Annotated in this window: 18 protein-coding genes; 15 read left to right on the forward strand and 3 right to left on the reverse strand. The window is 71.6% G+C overall.

Features of this window, described 5'->3' with window-relative positions:
* The first annotated feature begins 105 nt into the window (after nucleotides 1–105).
* Nucleotides 106–963 (forward strand): fumarylacetoacetate hydrolase family protein, encoded by an 858-nt coding sequence (locus SMIR_RS23870; protein WP_168491955.1) that lies wholly within the window; start codon nucleotides 106–108, stop codon nucleotides 961–963.
* Nucleotides 964–1,167: 204 nt separating this feature from the next.
* Here SMIR_RS23870 and SMIR_RS23875 read toward each other — a convergent pair whose 3' ends face one another.
* Both SMIR_RS23875 and SMIR_RS23880 read right to left on the reverse strand, forming a co-directional pair.
* Entirely contained in the window at nucleotides 1,168–1,656 is a 489-nt protein-coding gene (locus tag SMIR_RS23875) for a heme-degrading domain-containing protein (protein WP_212727363.1), read from the reverse strand.
* Nucleotides 1,653–2,732, reverse strand: coding sequence for a Gfo/Idh/MocA family oxidoreductase (locus SMIR_RS23880; RefSeq protein ID WP_168491953.1), 1,080 nt, complete (start codon nucleotides 2,730–2,732; stop codon nucleotides 1,653–1,655). The genes SMIR_RS23875 and SMIR_RS23880 overlap by 4 nt, the downstream gene beginning before the upstream one ends.
* 48 nt (nucleotides 2,733–2,780) lie before the next feature.
* On the opposite strand from SMIR_RS23880, the gene SMIR_RS23885 reads away from it, so the two are divergent.
* The 14 genes from SMIR_RS23885 (at nucleotide 2,781) to SMIR_RS23950 (ending at nucleotide 16,229) form a co-directional block, all read left to right on the forward strand.
* Nucleotides 2,781–4,019: an ROK family transcriptional regulator gene (locus tag SMIR_RS23885; RefSeq protein ID WP_212727364.1), complete on the forward strand. Its 1,239-nt coding sequence runs from the start codon at nucleotides 2,781–2,783 to the stop codon at nucleotides 4,017–4,019.
* Between the two features lie 283 nt (nucleotides 4,020–4,302).
* The gene (locus SMIR_RS44630; protein WP_212727365.1) at nucleotides 4,303–5,343 is read left to right on the forward strand and encodes a hypothetical protein; all 1,041 of its coding nucleotides are present in this window, start codon (nucleotides 4,303–4,305) and stop codon (nucleotides 5,341–5,343) included.
* A gap of 49 nt (nucleotides 5,344–5,392) precedes the next feature.
* Entirely contained in the window at nucleotides 5,393–6,151 is a 759-nt protein-coding gene (locus SMIR_RS23895) for a GntR family transcriptional regulator (RefSeq protein ID WP_168491949.1), read from the forward strand.
* A 202-nt stretch (nucleotides 6,152–6,353) separates the two neighbouring features.
* Nucleotides 6,354–7,478 (forward strand): TIGR03364 family FAD-dependent oxidoreductase, encoded by a 1,125-nt coding sequence (locus tag SMIR_RS23900; RefSeq protein WP_212727366.1) that lies wholly within the window; start codon nucleotides 6,354–6,356, stop codon nucleotides 7,476–7,478.
* Between the two features lie 5 nt (nucleotides 7,479–7,483).
* Nucleotides 7,484–8,194 (forward strand): HAD family hydrolase, encoded by a 711-nt coding sequence (locus SMIR_RS23905; RefSeq protein ID WP_168491945.1) that lies wholly within the window; start codon nucleotides 7,484–7,486, stop codon nucleotides 8,192–8,194.
* Nucleotides 8,191–9,264 carry an ABC transporter ATP-binding protein gene (locus SMIR_RS23910; protein ID WP_168491942.1) on the forward strand — a complete coding sequence of 358 codons (1,074 nt, stop codon included), beginning with the start codon at nucleotides 8,191–8,193 and terminating at the stop codon, nucleotides 9,262–9,264. The genes SMIR_RS23905 and SMIR_RS23910 overlap by 4 nt, the downstream gene beginning before the upstream one ends.
* Complete coding sequence (locus tag SMIR_RS23915; protein WP_168491940.1) at nucleotides 9,257–10,129, forward strand: 2-aminoethylphosphonate ABC transporter permease subunit; 873 nt, start codon at nucleotides 9,257–9,259, stop codon at nucleotides 10,127–10,129. The genes SMIR_RS23910 and SMIR_RS23915 overlap by 8 nt, the downstream gene beginning before the upstream one ends.
* On the forward strand, nucleotides 10,116–10,913 hold the full coding sequence (locus SMIR_RS23920) for an ABC transporter permease (RefSeq protein WP_168491938.1): 798 nt from the start codon (nucleotides 10,116–10,118) through the stop codon (nucleotides 10,911–10,913). The genes SMIR_RS23915 and SMIR_RS23920 overlap by 14 nt, the downstream gene beginning before the upstream one ends.
* Before the next feature lie 57 nt (nucleotides 10,914–10,970).
* Complete coding sequence (locus SMIR_RS23925; RefSeq protein WP_212727367.1) at nucleotides 10,971–12,056, forward strand: 2-aminoethylphosphonate ABC transporter substrate-binding protein; 1,086 nt, start codon at nucleotides 10,971–10,973, stop codon at nucleotides 12,054–12,056.
* A gap of 115 nt (nucleotides 12,057–12,171) precedes the next feature.
* Complete coding sequence (locus tag SMIR_RS23930) at nucleotides 12,172–12,951, forward strand: HAD-IIA family hydrolase (protein WP_168491935.1); 780 nt, start codon at nucleotides 12,172–12,174, stop codon at nucleotides 12,949–12,951.
* A 126-nt stretch (nucleotides 12,952–13,077) separates the two neighbouring features.
* Nucleotides 13,078–13,656 (forward strand): hypothetical protein, encoded by a 579-nt coding sequence (locus SMIR_RS23935; RefSeq protein WP_212727368.1) that lies wholly within the window; start codon nucleotides 13,078–13,080, stop codon nucleotides 13,654–13,656.
* A gap of 13 nt (nucleotides 13,657–13,669) precedes the next feature.
* On the forward strand, nucleotides 13,670–14,335 hold the full coding sequence (locus SMIR_RS23940) for a class F sortase (RefSeq protein ID WP_168501051.1): 666 nt from the start codon (nucleotides 13,670–13,672) through the stop codon (nucleotides 14,333–14,335).
* Nucleotides 14,336–14,663: 328 nt separating this feature from the next.
* Nucleotides 14,664–15,680, forward strand: a complete 1,017-nt coding sequence (locus SMIR_RS23945) for a glycoside hydrolase family 6 protein (protein ID WP_212727369.1) — start codon at nucleotides 14,664–14,666, stop codon at nucleotides 15,678–15,680.
* A gap of 63 nt (nucleotides 15,681–15,743) precedes the next feature.
* Nucleotides 15,744–16,229 (forward strand): MarR family winged helix-turn-helix transcriptional regulator, encoded by a 486-nt coding sequence (locus tag SMIR_RS23950; RefSeq protein ID WP_168491929.1) that lies wholly within the window; start codon nucleotides 15,744–15,746, stop codon nucleotides 16,227–16,229.
* 127 nt (nucleotides 16,230–16,356) lie between these two features.
* On the opposite strand, the gene SMIR_RS23955 is transcribed toward SMIR_RS23950, so the two are convergent.
* Complete coding sequence (locus tag SMIR_RS23955; protein ID WP_212727370.1) at nucleotides 16,357–17,007, reverse strand: FMN-dependent NADH-azoreductase; 651 nt, start codon at nucleotides 17,005–17,007, stop codon at nucleotides 16,357–16,359.
* Nucleotides 17,008–17,018: the final 11 nt, after the last annotated feature.

The raw sequence follows: 17,018 nt of genomic DNA on the forward strand, positions 1-17,018 counted from the left end.
CCGTGAACGGGGTATTGCGGAGTGGACGTGCAGCTTGGAGGATCGACCAGTCCTCCGATGGCTGCACCCATCGGTGGCTGCCCGCGATCGAGGGAGATTGTGATCATGAAGCTGCTGCGAGTCGGTACGGCGGGATCGGAGCGGCCCGCGCTGCTCGATGCCGAAGGGATTCTCCGGGATCTGTCGGGTGTCGTGCCGGACATCGACGGGGCGCTGCTCGCCGACGACGCGGCGCTCGGGCGGGTCCGTGCGGCCGCGGAGTCGGGGGAACTGCCCGTGCTGGACGCGGACGGGCTGCGCGTCGGGCCGCCGCTCGCCCGGATCGGCAAGATCGTCTGCATTGGGCTCAACTACCACGATCACGCTCGCGAGACCGGGGCCGAGCCGCCTGCCGAGCCGGTGATCTTCTTCAAGGCGGCGGACACGGTGGCCGGGCCGGACGACACCGTGCTCGTGCCGCGCGGGTCGGTCAAGACCGACTGGGAGGTCGAACTCGCGGTCGTCATCGGGCGTACCGCCCGCTATCTGGAGTCGCACGAGGAGGCGCTCGCGCGTGTCGCCGGGTACGCGGTGGCGCACGACGTCTCCGAGCGGGAGTTCCAGATCGAGCGCGGGGGGACGTGGGACAAGGGGAAGAACTGCGAGACGTTCAATCCGCTGGGGCCCTGGCTGGTGACGGCGGACGAGGTTTCCGACCCGCAGGATCTTTCGCTGAAGCTGTGGGTGAACGGTGAGCTGAAGCAGGACGGGACCACGGCCGAGCAGATCTTTTCGGTGGCGGAAGTGGTCCGGTACGTCAGTCAGTTCATGACGCTCTATCCGGGGGACGTCATCAATACGGGGACGCCGGCGGGGGTTGCCTTGGGGCAGCCGGAGCCGAAGCCGTATCTGCGGGCCGGGGATGTGGTGGAGTTGGAGATCGGGGGGTTGGGCAGGCAGCGGCAGGAGTTCAAACCCGCGTAGGCACTCCGTTGGGTTTGGTGGGGGGTGCGGGTGGGTTTGGGGTGCGTTGTCGGGTGCCGGTTCGTTGTGGCTGGTCGCGCAGTTCCCCGCGCCCCTGAAAGCCTGCGGTCACCTGTGCCGCCAAGGTTCCGCAGTTCCGCGCGTCCTCCAAAAGATTGCGCAGTTCCCCGCGCCCCTGAGAGGACAGGGGCGCGGGTGTAGGACTTACCTTCCCAGGAACTGGTGGAGCGCCTTGACGACCATGGCGTGGTCTTCCAGTTGGGGGAGGCCCGAGACCACCACCGTGCCGATGACGCCCGCGCCCTCGACCGCGAGGGGGAACGCGCCGCCGTGGGCCGCGTAGGTGTCGGGGTCGAGGCGGGAGGAGGCCTCGAAGGTGGTGCCCTTGGCGCGGAAGCGGGTGCCGACGAGGAGCGAGGAGCAGCCGTAGCGCTCGACGACGCGGCGCTTGCGGTCGATCCAGGCGTCGTTGTCCGGGGTCGAACCGGGCAGGGCCGCGTGGAAGAGCTGCTGGCCGCCGCGGCGGATGTCGATGGCGACCGGAGCGGCGGCCTCGCGGGCCATGCTCACGAGCAGAGTGCCCAGGGTCCACGCGTCGTCGTACGTGAAGTGGGGGAGCACCAGTTGCCGCTCCTGGGACTCCAGTTCCGTGATCTGCTGCGCGAGCGGCCGCGCGGTGTCCTCGGTGCTCACAGGGACACCGCCGTGCCCTCGGTGGCGGAGCGGCGGGCCGCCTCCAGGACGTCGAGGGCGGCCGCGGCCTCCTGCGCGGTGACCGGGTTCGGGGCGCCGTCGCGGAGGGCGGCGGCGATGGCCGCGTAGTAGGCGGGGTACGCGCCGGGGAGCGTGGGCTCGGGGCGGCCGCCGCCCGTGAGCGGGGACTCTCCGGAGCCGACGCGGCCCCACAGGGACTCGGGCTCGACACCCCACTCGGCGGTCGCGCCGGGACGCCTGCCCTCGCGCAGGTCCGCCTCCTGCGGGTCGAGGCCGTACTTCACGTAACCCGCCTGCGAGCCCAGTACGCGCAGGCGCGGGCCGAGTTGGGCGGTCGTCGCGGAGACGTAGAGGTGGGAGCGGACGCCGTTGGTGTGCGTGATCGCGATGAAGGTGTCGTCGTCGGTCTGCGCGCCGGGGCGGCGGACGTCCGTCTCGGCGTACACCGAGGCCGCGGGGCCGAAGAGGACGAGAGCCTGGTCGACGACGTGGCTGCCGAGGTCGTAGAGGAGACCTCCGATCTCTGCCGGGTCGCCGGACTCGCGCCAGCCCCCCTTGGGCTGCGGGCGCCACCGCTCGAAACGGGACTCGAAGCGCCATACGTCGCCCAGCTCGCCCTCGTCGAGCAGCTTGCGGAGGGTCAGGAAGTCGTTGTCCCAGCGGCGGTTCTGGAACACGGACAGGAGCAGGCCGCGCTCGTCCGCCAGCGCGGCCAGCTCGCGGGCCTCCGCCGCCGTACCGGCGAGGGGCTTGTCGACGACGACCGGCAGGCCCGCCTTGAGGGCGGCGGTCGCGAGCGGGACGTGGGTCTTGTTCGGGGAGGCGAGGACGATCAGGTCCAGCTCGTCGGCGCGCGCCCAGAGCTCTTCGGGCGTGGCGGCGAACGAGACTCCGTCGCCGAACTCGGCGCGGGCCTGCTCCTGCCGCTCCGGGTTCGAGGTGACGATCGTGTCCAGGGCCAGGCCCTCGGTCGTGGCGATCAGCGGGGCGTGGAAGACGGAGCCCGCGAGGCCGTAACCGACGAGGGCCACGCGGAGGGGAGGAGTACCAGTCATGACGTCCACTTTCGCAACGCTGTTGCCAAAGTGCAAGCGCGGGGGACAATGGCGTACGTGAACAGGACCAACGCCGACTCCGGAGTGAATCTGCTCGCCCTGCGCAGCCACAATGCCGCGCTCGTGCTCGATCTGCTGCGCACGGCCGGGGAGGGCGGCATCAGCCGGCTCGAACTCGCCGAACGCACCGGGCTGACCCCACAGGCCGTCAGCAAGATCACTGCTCGGCTGCGGGCGGACGGGCTGGCGGCGGAGGCGGGGCGCCGCGCGTCGACCGGCGGCAAGCCGCGAACCGTGCTGCGGCTCGTGCCCGAGGCCGGGCACGCGGTCGGGCTCCACCTGGACCGCGACGAGGTGACGGTCGTGCTGTGCGACCTCACCGGCGCGGTGGTCGCCGAGCGGCGGGTTCCGCTCGATCTGGGGGCCGGGGCGGAGGCGGTCGTCGAGTCGGCGGCGGCGGAGGTCGAGGCGCTGCTCGCGGGGGCGGGGGTGTCCGTACTGGGCGTGGGCGTCGCCCTGCCGGGGCCGCTCGACCATGCCCGGGGTGTGCTGCATCGCGTCACCGGGTTTCCCGAGTGGGACGGGTTCCCGCTGCGGGATGCGCTGGCCGGGCGGCTCGGGGTGCCCGTGGTGGTGGACAAGGACACGAACGCGGCCGCGTTGGGGATCGCGGTGGTGGGGAGCGGGAGCGAGAGGGGGAGGGGGAGTGGAGCCGGGGCGTCGGGGGGTGTCTTCGCCGGCTCTTCCGGGTCTGCTGACTCTCCCGGCGCCGCTGACTCCTCCGGCTCCGCCGGCTCTACCGGCCCCTCCAGCCCTCTCGAATCCTTCGCCTATCTGCATCTCGGTACGGGGCTCGGGGCGGGGCTCGTGATCGGTGGGGGCGTGCACCGGGGGGCGCGTACCGGGGCGGGGGAGTTCGGGCATCAGGTCATTCAGCTGGACGGGCCGCCGTGCGGCTGCGGCAACCGTGGCTGCATCGAGGCGTTGTGCCTCGCCGCGGTGGATCGCGGTGCCGTGGGTGAGGCGGCGCGGGTGCTCGGGGTGGGCGCCGCGAATCTGGTGGGGCTGCTGGACATCGACCTGGTGCTGCTCGGCGGGCGTACCGTCGCGGCGCATCAGGAGGCCTTCGTACGGGGTGTCGGTGCCGTTCTTGAGGAACGGGCTCGGCTGGAGGGCGTGGACGACGGGGCGGTTCCGGTGCGGGTGGCGCCCGGTGGGGCGCGCGGGGTCGCGGAGGGCGCGGCACAGTTGCTGCTGGCGCCGCTGTTCGGGCGCGGGGAGGGCTGAGCGGCGCGGCTGTTCGGGGCGACCTCCGGGGCCGGGTGGCTCGGCCGTCCAGGGTGACCTCCGGGGCCGGGTGGCTCGGCCGTCCAGGGTGACCTCCGGGGCCGGGTGGCTCGGCCGTTCAGGGGGACTTCGGGGGTCGGGCGGGGTGTGTCGCGGGCGTGGCGGGGCGGTGGGCGCCGACCGGTGTGGGACGGTCACGGGGCCGTTGCCCTGTACGCCGTCGCCCTCACCGCCCGACGCTCCCGATCCCCCTCCCGCCGCCCTTGATCGGCAAAGGCCCCTCATGCGACTGCGCAAGACCAGCCCCTTAGCCCTGACCGCCGTTGCCCCCGCCCTGGGCCTCGGGCTCGCACCGCCGCCCGCCGCACAGGCGCTCACGCCTCTCGGGCCCAGCGCGAGCCCCCGCCCCACCTGTGCCGCGCCCGACACCCGGGCCTTCCCGATCAAGACCCGGATCCACGGCGGTCCGGACGCCTATGACGTCGGCGGCGACTTCCGGACCTGGTACATCGACCTGACCAACACCACCGCGCACACCTGCGGCAACATCCACCCGATCGTCGTACTCGTGGACAGCAAGCGGGTGCTGCGGCCGGAACAGACGCATCTGGAGTTCTACGAGGGGGAGCGCACGCATCCCGTCGAGTTCGAGAAGAGCGACCAGGACGAGAACGTCGGGGCGTTCGACGACGGGTTCCCGGGGTTCACGGTCGGACCCGGCCGGACGCTCACCGTGAAGGTCCGGCTCTCCGTGACCTCCGACGCCGCCGTGCCGAACGACGTCGTCGCCAACGCGGCCGTGGTGCAGCGCCACAACAACGACGGGGACTGGGTGGGGGAGTCGAACGCGTACCGCTTCCGGATCGACGACGAGAGCAAGACGAGCGACGGCGACGTTGTGGACGCAGGGGGCACCGGGGGCACGGGGGGCACGGGGGACGGTGGTGACGGTGGGGGAAGCGGTGGCGCCGGCGATGGCGGAGGTGACGGCGGAGGCGGCGGCGGTACGAGCGCGGCTCCCGACGCCAGCGGCACCGGCACCGGCAGCAGCACCGGTGGTAGCACTGGCGGCGTCACCGGCACTGGCACCGGCACCAGCAGCCCCACCGGCGCCGGTGACGGTAGTGACGGCGGTGACGGCGGCCGCGACGGCGGTGACCATGACGGTGACGCCGCAGGAAAGGAACGGGACGGGTCCTCGTCCGCGGACGAGCTGGCCATGACCGGGCCGCGCGGAGCCGCCCTGGCGGTGGGCGCCACCCTGCTCGCCGCCGGGGGCGTGCTGCTGGCGGCCTCCCGCTGGTCCCGGTCCCGGCGTCGCTGAACCCTCCCACCGGCGCACCGCCCGTACCGCATCTGCGACCATCCCCCCCGTGGACTACCCGAACGACCAATCGCCCGGCGCCCCCGTCCGCTCCGGCATCCCGGAACACGGCCGTATCCCGAAGTACTACGCGGTCAAGGCGCACATCGCCGTGCTGATCGAGGAGTTGGGCGAAGGGGGACCCCTCCCCACCGAGCGTGATCTCGCCGAGAAGTACGAGGTCGCCCGCGAGACGGTACGGCAGGCCCTGCGGGAGCTGCTGCTCGAAGGGAAGCTGCGGCGGCACGGGCGCGGCACGGTCGTCGCGGGACCGAAACTGGAGCAGCCGCTCTCCCTCGCGAGCTACACCGAAGGCGTACGGCGGCAGGGGCGCACCCCCGGTCGTACGCTCATCTCGCTGGACCGCTTCCCCTGCCCGCAGGCGCTGGCCACCGAGGCGGGGCTGACGCGCGGCGAGCCCGTCTGGCACATGGAGCGCGTGCTGCTCGCCGACGACGAGCGGGTCGGGCTGGAGAGTACGTACGTCGCCGTGGCCCGGGTGCCCGACCTCGACCGTGACTTCGATCCCGACTCCTCTTTCTACGCCTACCTCCACGACCGGCTCGGCATCGCGTTCGGTGACGCGGACGAGCGGATCGAGACGGTGCTGGCGACGCCGCGCGAGGCGCTGCTCATCGGTACGCCGCCCGCGCTGCCGATGCTGCTGATCCACCGGGTCTCGCGGGACACGAAGGGGCGGCCGCTGGAGCGGGTGCGGACGCTGTACCGGGGGGACCGCTTCTCGTTCACGGCCCACTTGGGCGGTTGACGTTCACCGCGCACCTCGGCAGCTGGGGTTCCGCGCACCTCGGCGGCCGACGCGCGGTGTGCCGGGGCGGTCTCGGGCCCGTCATTTCGGCCACGTAATATCACGAGAAGATAACGGGTCTAGCCCAAACGTGATGGGCGGTTCACCATCTGGTTGCTGTCCGGACCCCTTTGATTCCCCCTTCCCGAGGAGCGTGGCCGTCGTGAGAGTGATAGTCGTCGGAGCCGGCGTGGTGGGTACCCTGCACGCCTGGCACGCAGTGGAACGCGGCCACGAGGTCGTACAGATCGAGCGTGAGGCGGAGGCCCGCGGGGCCTCGCTGCGCAACTTCGGGCAGATCTGGGTGAGTGGTCGTGCCGGAGGAGAGGAGCTGGAGACCGCCCTGCGGGCGCGGGAGCTGTGGGGGGAGATCGGGGCGCGCGTCCCGGGCCTCGGCTTCCGGGCGTGCGGGTCGCTGACCCCTGTGTGCAACCCGCGCGAACTCGCCGTCGCCGAGGCCGCCCTGGCCCGCGAGGACGCCGCCGCCCGCGGCTACAAGCTGCTCACGGCGGACGAGGCGCGCGCCGTGAACCCCGCCCTGCGGGGTGCGTTCGAAGCGGCCCTGTTCTGCGAGCGCGACGCGGCCGTCGAGCCGCGCACGGCCCAACTCGCCCTCCGCGCCGAGCTGTCGAAGTCCCCGAACTACACCTTCCTGCCGGGGCGTGAGGTCCGTGACGTGGTCGGAGAGCACGCCGTGCGCGACGACCACGGGGACGTCCACACCGGTGACGTCGTCGTGCTGTGCACAGGGGCCTGGCTCGGCGGTCTCGTACGGGAGCTGGCCGGGGCCGAGCTGCCCGTACGGCGGGTGCGGCTGCAGATGATGCAGACCGAACCGCTGGGTGAGCCGCTCACCACCTCCGTCGCCGACGCCGACAGCTTCCGGTACTACCCCGCGTACCGCAGCCCCGCCCTCGACGAGCTCGACGCGCACCAGCCGCAGGCCCCGATCGCCGCCGCGCACCGGATGCAGCTGCTCATGGTGCAGCGCGCGGACGGCGGGCTGACCATCGGCGACACCCACGAGTACGAGCACCCCTTCGCCTTCGACACCCTCGAAGACCCCTACGACCACCTCACCGAGGTCGTCGAGTCCTTCCTCGGCCGCCCGCTGCCGAGGATCCGGCGCCGCTGGGCCGGGGTGTACGCGCAGTGCACCGACCCGGGCCGAGTCGTGCACCGGCAGCGGGTGCGGGACGGGGTGTGGCTGGTCACCGGGCCCGGCGGGCGCGGCATGACCTGCTCGCCCGCCATCGCCGAAACGACCGCCAACGAGCTGGGATGGTGAAGTAAATGACCGAGGACATACGACTCGTCGTGCTCGACATGGCGGGCACCACGGTTGCCGACGGCGGCCTGGTGGAGCAGGCCTTCGCCGTGGCCGCCGGGGAGCTGGGCGTCGAGCCCGGGTCCGCCGACCACGCCGAGAAGCTCGACCACGTCCGGGCCACCATGGGCGAGTCCAAGATCTCCGTCTTCCGGCACCTGTTCGGCGAGGAGTCGCTCGCCCGGAGGGCCAACGCCGCCTTCGAGAAGGCGTACGGGGAACTCGTCGACGGGGGGCGCCTCGCGCCGATCGCCGGGGCGCGCGAGGCGATCGAGGAGCTCCAGGCGGGCGGCCGTACCGTCGTCCTGACCACAGGGTTCGCCCGCGTCACCCAGGACGCCATCCTCGACGCCCTCGACTGGCAGGGGCTGGTGCCGCTCACGCTCTGCCCGGCCGACGCCGGAGGCCGCGGGCGGCCGTACCCCGACATGGTGCTGGAGGCCTTCCTGCGCACCAAGGCGGCGGAGGGCGTCCAGCAGGTCGCGGTCGTGGGCGACACCTCGTACGACATGCTCAGTGGTGTACGCGCCGGGGCGGGAGTGGTGGCCGGTGTGCTCACCGGGGCGCACGGCGACGAGGTGCTGCGCGCGGCCGGGGCCGGGCACGTACTCGGCTCGGTGGCCGAACTGCCCGCACTGCTCGGCGCCCACGCGACCGCCCGCGGAGCCGGGCGATGAGTGGCGGCAGCGGCATCCGCTTCGACCGGGTGTCCGTCGCGTACGACGGCACCACGGTCCTCGACTCCCTCGACCTGGCCGTCGAGCCCGGCGAGGTGATGGCGCTGCTCGGGCCGTCCGGGTCCGGGAAGACCACCGCGCTGCGGGCCGTCGCCGGGTTCGTGCGGCCCGCCGTCGGCCGGGTGTTCATCGGCGACCGGGACGTGACCGCGCTGCCGCCCCACCGGCGCGGCATCGGCATGGTCGTCCAGCAGTACGCGCTCTTCCCGCACATGCGGGTCGAGGACAACGTCGCCTTCGGGCTCAAGGCGCAGAAGGCCCCCAAGGGCGAGATGCGCGGGCGGGTGGCCGAGGCGCTGGAGATGACCGGGATGGCGGCGTACGCGCGGCGCTACCCGCGTGAGCTGTCCGGTGGGCAGCAGCAGCGCGTCGCCATCGCGCGGGCGCTCGCCATCCGGCCCGGAGTGCTCCTGCTCGACGAGCCGCTGTCCGCGCTCGACGCCCGGCTGCGCTCCGGGATGCTCGCCGAACTCGCCCGGCTGCACCGGGAGTTGCCCGACGTGTCGATCCTGTACGTCACCCACGACCAGGTCGAGGCACTGACCCTGGCCGACCGGATCGCGGTCATGGACAAGGCACGATTGCAGGACGTCGGCACACCGCAGGAGCTGTACCGTGCGCCGCGCACCGAGTTCACGGCGTCCTTCGTGGGCAACGCGAACCTGTTGCCGGTGACCGTGGGGGCGGCCGGGGTCAATTTCGCCGGGGCCGAGCTGAAGGTGCCGACCGGGGGCGCAGTCGAGGGCGCGAGCGCCACGCTCTGCGTACGTCCGCACCTCGTCGGGCTCGGTGAGGGACCCAACGCCCTCACCGGGTCGGTCGCCGAGGTGCAGTGGCGGGGCGCCACCCATCGGCTGTACGTGGATGTGGGCGGCCACCGGGTCAAGACGGACCTGCGGGAACTGCGGCACCCGCCCGCCCTCGGGGACGAGATCACCGTGCACTTCGCACCCGAGGACGCGGTGCTGCTCTCCGCAGGAGTGGCCGAAGGGGTGAGCCGGGATGGCTAGCGCCGCGGTCGCCGCTCCCGCGAAGGCGACGTCCAAGTCCCGTACGGGCCTTCCTTCCTGGGCGTGGGCGCTGCCCCCCGTCGCCGTTCTCGGGGTGGTCTTTCTCTATCCGCTCGCCCTGGTCGTCCAGCAGTCGTTCCGGCCGGACACCGGGGGTACCTCGGCGCAGGCCTACGGCGACGTGTTCGCCTCAAGCGCGTTCCGGGAGGCGCTCGGCACCACCGTGTGGCTGGCGCTGGGCTCCACGGTCGGGTGCCTGGTCCTCGGGTTCGTGCTCGCCCTGGTCATCGCGTTCGTGCCGTTTCCCGGCGGGAAGGCCGTCGCCAGGTTCATCGACGTCTTCCTGTCCTTCCCGTCCTTCCTGATCACGCTCGCGCTGCTGTTCATCTACGGCACGGTGGGCATGACCAACGGGATGTGGACGGACGTGACCGGTGCCGCCGAGGGGCCGTTCCAGTTCCTCACCACCCCGTGGGGCGTCCTCCTCGCCGAGATCACGTACTTCACCCCCTTCGTGATGCGGCCCCTGCTCGCCGCCTTCGCGGGGATCGACACCGCCCAGCTGGAGGTGGCGTCCTCCCTCGGGGCGCGGCCCGCCCGGATCGTGCGGCAGGTGATCCTGCCCGAGGCGCTGCCCGCGCTCGCGGCCGGCGGCAGCCTCGTCCTCGTGCTCTGCCTCAACGAGTTCGGGATCGTCCTGTTCACCGGGGCGAAGGGCGTCACGACCCTGCCGATGCTCGTCTACAGCAAGGCGATCCTGGAGTCCGACTATCCGGGCGCGTGTGTGGTCGCCGTCGTCAACGTCCTCGTCTCCGTCGGGCTCTACGGCCTCTACCGGGTGGTGAGCCGCCGTGCTGGTGCATAGCCGCAAGGGGAAGTGGGCCACCTGGGCCGTCTTCTTCCTGCTCTTCCTGCCCCTGTTCGCCCTGCCGCTCCTGGTCGTCCTCGCCGCGTCGTTCGCCACGAACTGGTCGAGCGCGCTCCCGTCCGGCTTCACCACCGGGCACTACACCGCCGCCACCCGCGGCGCGTCCCTCCAGGCCCTCACCACCAGCCTGGTCACGGCGGTCACCGCGAGCCTGCTCGCGCTGGTCGTCGGCACCTGGGCGGCGCTCGCCGCGCACGCGCTCAAGAGGCGCGGAAGGCGGGTCCTGGACGCCCTGTTCATGCTGCCGGTCGCCGTGCCCTCGGTCGTCGTGGGCCTCGCGATCCTCGTCGCCTTCTCCAAACCGCCGATGCTGCTCAACGGCACCCGGTGGATCGTCATCCTCGCGCACACCGTGCTGGTCACGGCCTTCGCCCACCAGTCGGTGTCGGCCGCCCTCGCCCGTCTCGACCCGGTCTACGAACAGGCCGCGGCCTCGCTCGGCGCCCGGCCCTCGTACGTGCTGTGGCGGGTGAGGCTGCCGCTGCTGCTGCCCTCGCTGACCGCCGCCGCGGGGCTCTGCTTCGCCCTGTCCATGGGCGAGCTGAGCGCCACCATGATGCTCTACCCGCCCGACTGGACCCCGCTTCCCGTCCAGATCTACGCGGCCTCGGACCGCGGCGCCCTCCTCACCGGCTCCGCGCTCGCGGTCGTCCTCATGACCACGACGGTACTCGTCCTGTTCGCCGTCTCCCGGATCCGCACCAAGGCCTCCTACCGCTGACCCCGATCCGGTCCTGACCAGCCAACCTTCCGAACATCGCAAGGAGTTCATCTCGCCATGCCCAGAAACCTCCACCGCCTCGGGCCGATCGCCGCCGTCGTCGGCAGCCTCGCCCTCGCCGCCACCCTCACCGCCTGCGGCGGCGACACCGCCGCCTCCGACGCCAAGGTCGTCACCGTCTACAGCGCCGACGGCCTCAAGGGCGAGAACGGCGACGGCTGGTACGACCAGGTCTTCAAGGACTTCGAGAAGCAGACCGGGATCAAGGTCAAGTACGTCGAGGGCGGCTCGGGCGAGATGGTCCAGCGCGCCGTCCGCGAGAAGAGCAACCCGCAGGCCGACGTCCTCGTCACCCTCCCGCCGTTCATCCAGCAGGCCGACGGCAAGGGGCTGCTGCAGAAGTACACCCCGAAGGGCTCCGACCAGGTCGCCGGCGGCGACAAGGCCGCCGACGCCACCTGGACCTGCGTCGTCAACAACTACTTCGGCTTCGTCTACGACAAGAAGGAGCTGAAGCAGGCCCCCACCACCTGGGACGAGCTGCTCGACGCGCGGTACAAGAACCGGCTCCAGTACTCCACCCCGGGCGTCGCCGGTGACGGAACCGCCGTGCTCGTCAAGGCGATCCACGACTTCGGCGGCAAGGAGCGGGCGCTCGCCTACCTGAAGAAGCTCCAGGCCAACAACGTCGGCCCGTCCGCCTCCACCGGGAAGCTCGCGCCCAAGGTCGACAAGGGCGAACTCCTCGTCGCGAACGGCGACGTCCAGATGAACTACGCCCAGTCCAAGGACATGCCCAACCTGGGCATCTGGTTCCCGAAGGCCACGGACAAGGCCGCCGACGCCGCCGGGAAGCCCACCACCTTCGCCCTCCCGTACGCCGCGGGACTCGTCACCAAGGCCCCGCACACGGACAACGGCAGGAAACTCCTCGACTTCATGCTCTCCGCCAAGGCGCAGCAGCAGGTCAGCGAGATCGGCGGCGGCTTCTCCGCACGCAAGGACGTCAAGGCCACCGACGCGAACGCCATCGCCCTGACCAAGCTCATGGACGGCGTCGCGCTCTTCGAGCCGGACTGGGTCGACATCGACAAGAACCTGACCTCGTACGTCGAGGACTGGAAGACGGCCACGGGAAGCTGACACTCCACCCTGACTAGGCTGGGGGCGTCGGCACATCGTCGTTCCGGCGCCCCCGGATCGTGTGCGTATGTACGCCAGGACGGCAGTACGCCAGGACGGCAGGAGAACCAGCACCATGGCAGAGCGCAAGCCCATCGAGTCGTGGCTCACCGACATGGACGGCGTCCTCATCCACGAGGGCGTGCCGATCCCCGGCGCGGATGCCTTCGTGAAGAAGCTGCGGGAGTCCGGGAAGCCGTTCCTGGTGCTCACCAACAACTCGATCTACACCGCTCGCGACCTGCACGCCAGGCTGCGGCGCATGGGCCTGGACGTGCCGGTCGAGAACATCTGGACCTCCGCGCTCGCCACCGCCAAGTTCCTGGACGACCAGCGGCCCGGCGGCACCGCGTACGTCATCGGCGAGGCGGGCCTGACCACGGCGCTGCACGACATCGGGTACGTCCTGACCGACCATGAGCCGGACTACGTGGTCCTCGGCGAGACCCGTACGTACTCCTTCGAGGCCATGACCAAGGCGGTCCGGCTGATCAAGGGGGGCGCCCGGTTCATCGCCACCAACCCCGACGAGACCGGCCCGTCCACCGAGGGCCCGCTGCCCGCCACCGGCGCGGTGGCCGCGCTGATCACCAAGGCGACCGGCAAGCAGCCGTACTTCGCCGGCAAGCCGAACCCGCTGATGATGCGGACGGGGCTCAACGCCATCGGGGCGCACTCCGAGACCAGCGCGATGATCGGCGACCGGATGGACACGGACGTCCTGGCCGGCCTCGAGGCGGGCATGGTGACCTATCTCGTCCTCACCGGGCTGACCACCCGCGAGGAGATCGAGCAGTACCCCTTCCGGCCCTCCAGGATCGTGGACTCGATCGCGGACCTCGTCGAGCGGATCTGACGCCGTCCGGACCGAGGGCCACCGGCGCGCGCCAAACCATTCGAGACCCGTTTGGAGCAGTCGGGGGCGTTTGAGGATGCGTCCCGGGGCCCGGCGGGGGAGTCTCCAGGTATCTGGAGGTTCACGATGGGTTCATGTCGACTCGCTCTCTGTGCGCGACTCACTCTCTGTGCCGGTGCGGTGCTCGCGGCGGCGTTCACTCCCGCCGCTTACGCGGCCGACGGCGGCGTCTCCGTCTCTCCCGTGTCCCCGGCTCCCGGCAGCGACATCCAGCTGCGGGCGCTGGGCTGTACGGGGACGACCGGTACCGCGGTCTCTACGGCGTTCGTCGCGGACGCGCGGCTCACCGGCCAGGGCGGGGTGCTCGTCGGTGACACCCGCGTCCGTTCGTCGGCCACGGCCGGTACCTACGAGGTCAAGGTCAGCTGTGACGGCCGCCAGGACCGGGTGACCGGCACGGTCACGGTCGCCGCGCCGGGCGGTCCGACCTCCCTGAGGTCCGCCCTCGCCGTCCCGACCGGCCTGGCCTCGCCCGTCGCCCCCGTGCACGCGGGCGGCGGCGGCACCGCGCACTTCGCCTCCGTGGACGCCCGCTCGTCGAGCCCCGGCACCAAGCACGCGGTGATCGGCCTCGTCCTCGCGAGCGCCGCCGCGGTGGCGGTCGCGGTCCGCAGCGCGCGCCGGGGCCACGACACCCGAGACTGACATGTCCGACGACATGCCCGAACACGGGCGTTCCTCCGGCGCCGGCCGGCTGCTGACCGGTGTCGCCTGGGCGGTACTGCTGCTCGGGCTGTGGCTGTGGGGCCGTGAGCTGACCGACGTACGGCAGGGGATATCGGCGCCGACGACGGGGGACATCGCGGCGGTCGGACGACCGCCCGAGGTACTGCTGCCGCCCGCGCTGAAGCCGCTGACGAACGCCGCGCCACAGCGCATCGACATTCCCTCGATGGGGGTGCAGGCGCCGGTCGTGGGCCGCGGGCTCGACGGGCAGGGGGCGATCGACCCACCGCCCTTCGACCAACCGGGCGTGGTCGGCTGGTACGCCGCCGGAGTGCGGCCGGGGGCGGCCGGGACCGCGCTGTTCGTGGGGCACGTCGACACCCAGACCCGGCCCGCGGTCTTCTACAAACTCAGCACGGTACGGCCGGGGCAGACGGTCCGGGTGGTCCGCGACGACGGGACGGTCGCCGAGTTCACCGTGGACGACGTGCAGGTCTTCCCGCGCGAGCACTTCGACGCCCGACAGGCCTACGGGCCACGGGAGTCGGGGCGGGCCGAGCTGCGGCTCGTCACCTGCGGCGGCACCTTCGACCGGGTGAGCCGCACCTACACCGCGAACGTGGTCGTGTCGGCGTACCTCACGGGCCGCGGACGATGAATCGGGTGACCCGCAGACGATGCGTCCGGTGACCGCGGCCGGTGCCCGGTCACCGGTTCCACCTGGCCCGGTCGGCGGCCCGCTCCCCCAGGAGCCGCCGACCGGGCTGGTCCTCGACCGCGCGCGCACGGGCTGCGGGAGTAACCCGGCGGTCGGCGCGGGAGGTTCTGGGTCCGTTTGAGGCAACTCTAGAACGTATGAGCGTTCTGGCCTAGGACCCGTCCCCAGGGCTGTAACAGCTCACCGACAAGGGGTGGGCGATCTCGTGGGCGAGGCGCCACCTATGTCACGATTGACCCCAAGGACAGTGCACCCGAGGGGGAGTTGCATGTACGGCAGTAAGGGGGCCGGGGCTCGGGCGTCCGTCGCGGTGGTGGGGGCGTTGCTGGTGCTCGCGGGGTGTTCCTCCGGGGGCGGCGGCGACAAGAGCGACGGTTCCGGTTCCAAGGTCACACAACAGCCCAAGAACTCCGACCCGTTCTGGGTCAACCCGGCGGGCAACGCGGCCGAGCAGGTCGCCGCGTACGTCAAGGCGGGCAAGAAGGACGACGCCGGGCAGATCCGCAAGATAGCCGAACAGCCGACCGGCGAGTGGATCGGGCCGGAGAACCCCGAGCAGGAGGCGCGCGGTTTCACCGAGGCGGCGCAGCAGGCCGACCGGGCGGCCATCCTGGTCCTCTACAACATCCCGCACCGCGACTGCGGCCAGTTCTCGCAGGGCGGCGCGGCGGACGGCGACGCCTACAAGGCCTGGATCGACGGGGTCGCCCGCGGCATCCAGGACCGGCCCGCCACGGTGATCCTGGAGCCGGACGCCATTCTGCACCTGGTCAACCAGTGCACTCCGGCACAGTTCCAGGAGGAGCGGTACTTCCTCCTCGAGACCGCGGTCACCAAGCTCAAGGCCCTGAAGAACACGAAGGTGTACCTCGACGCGGGCAACGCGGGCTGGGGCCACCCCGACCAGATCTTCCAGCCGCTGAAGCGGGCGGGCATCGACCAGGCCGACGGCTTCTCCGTCAACGTCTCCAACTTCTACTCGACCCAGGACTCCATCGCGTACGGCAAGCAACTGTCCGCGAAGGTCGGCGGCAAGCACTTCGTCATCGACACCAGTCGCAACGGAAACGGTCCCTACACGGCCGGCGACGCGGACGAGAACTGGTGCAACCCGCCGGGGCGCGCGTTGGGCGAGACCCCGACGACGAAGACCGCCGATCCGCTCGTCGACGCGTATCTCTGGGTCAAGCGGCCGGGGGAGTCGGACGGGGAGTGCAAGGGGGGGCCCAAGGCCGGTGAATGGTGGGCCGATTATGCGTTGAAGCTCGCAAAGGCCAGCGGCTGAGCCGACCGCATTTGGTTTCAAACGATACCGTATCGAATGAATGGACGGCTGTACTGTGGCCTCATGACCGCCGACGTTCCTCACGGAACCACCGCCTCGCGTGTGACCGACCGCCCCGGGGACGCCTCGCCTTTCGCTCTCGGCCTGCTGCTGCGCCGGGCGCACTGGCGCGCGGCCGCGGTGATGGAGGAGGCGCTTCGGCCGCTCGGCATCGAGTTGCGGCATTTTGCCGTGCTGATCGTGTTGATCGATCGCGGGCCCACGGTGCAGCGGGACTTGGCGGCGGCGACGGGGTCGGACAAGGCGGGAATCATGCGGGTCGTGGACGACCTGGAGCGTAAGGGGCTGGCCGTGCGCAAGTCCGTTCCGGGGGACCGGCGGGTGCGGGCGGTGGAGATCACGCCTCAGGGCGTCGAGCTCTTCGACGCAGCACATGTGGCGGCGGAGCCGCTGGCCGAGCGTCTGGTTGCCGAACTGGGGCCCGGCGAGCCCGAGCAGCTGACGGATCTGCTGACCCGGTTCGCCCATCCCGCGGGCGGCGAGGCGTAAGCGCGCCGCATGACGGTTGCCTGCCCCACCCGCGCAGTCCCGGAGTCGCGAAATCACGGGACGCATTCACGCTGGGGCCGTGTGACGTCCCGGGGCGAGGCGTCACACGGCGTCCAGGGCCCGGGGGTTACGCGGCGAGGCGCTCCGCGAGTTCCTTGCCCTTGGTGGTCGCGTCCTCGAAGGCGCGCTCGCGTGAGGCCTCGTAGAGGGGGACCAGTTCGGACATGGCCGGGTTGCGGGGGGCGCTGGTGAGTTCCGGGACGATGAAGTCGAGGTCCAGGCCGAGCATGCCCTTGAGGACGGCCTCCAGGTAGTTCTGGACGTACTCGTAGCCCTCGCGCGGAGTGCCCGGCGCGTAGGAGCCGCCGCGGCTGGCGACGACGGTGACCGGGGTGCCCTGGGCGGAGGGGGTCTCGCCCGCGGTGCGGCCGAGCAGGATCACGTTGTCCAGCCATGCCTTGAGGGTCGACGGGATCGAGTAGTTGTACATGGGGGCGCCGATCAGGACGGCGTTCGCCTGCTCCAGCTCCTCGATGAGATTCACGCGCGCGGCGAACGCGGCGGACTGCTCCGGGGTGTGTTCGGACGGGGCGGCGAAACCGGCGGTGTGGGCGGCGGCGGTGATGTGCGGGACGGGGTCGGCGGCGATGTCGCGGTAGATCACCGTGCCCTCCGGGTGCTGTTCTTCCCAGGCCTTGCGGAAGGCGTCCGCGACCGAACGGGACGAGGACGCCTCGCCGGGGAACACGGACGAGTCGATGTGCAGCAGCGTGGCCATGGCTTTCTCCA

Source organism: Streptomyces mirabilis (genome assembly GCF_018310535.1).
Classification (GTDB): Bacteria; Actinomycetota; Actinomycetes; order Streptomycetales; family Streptomycetaceae; genus Streptomyces.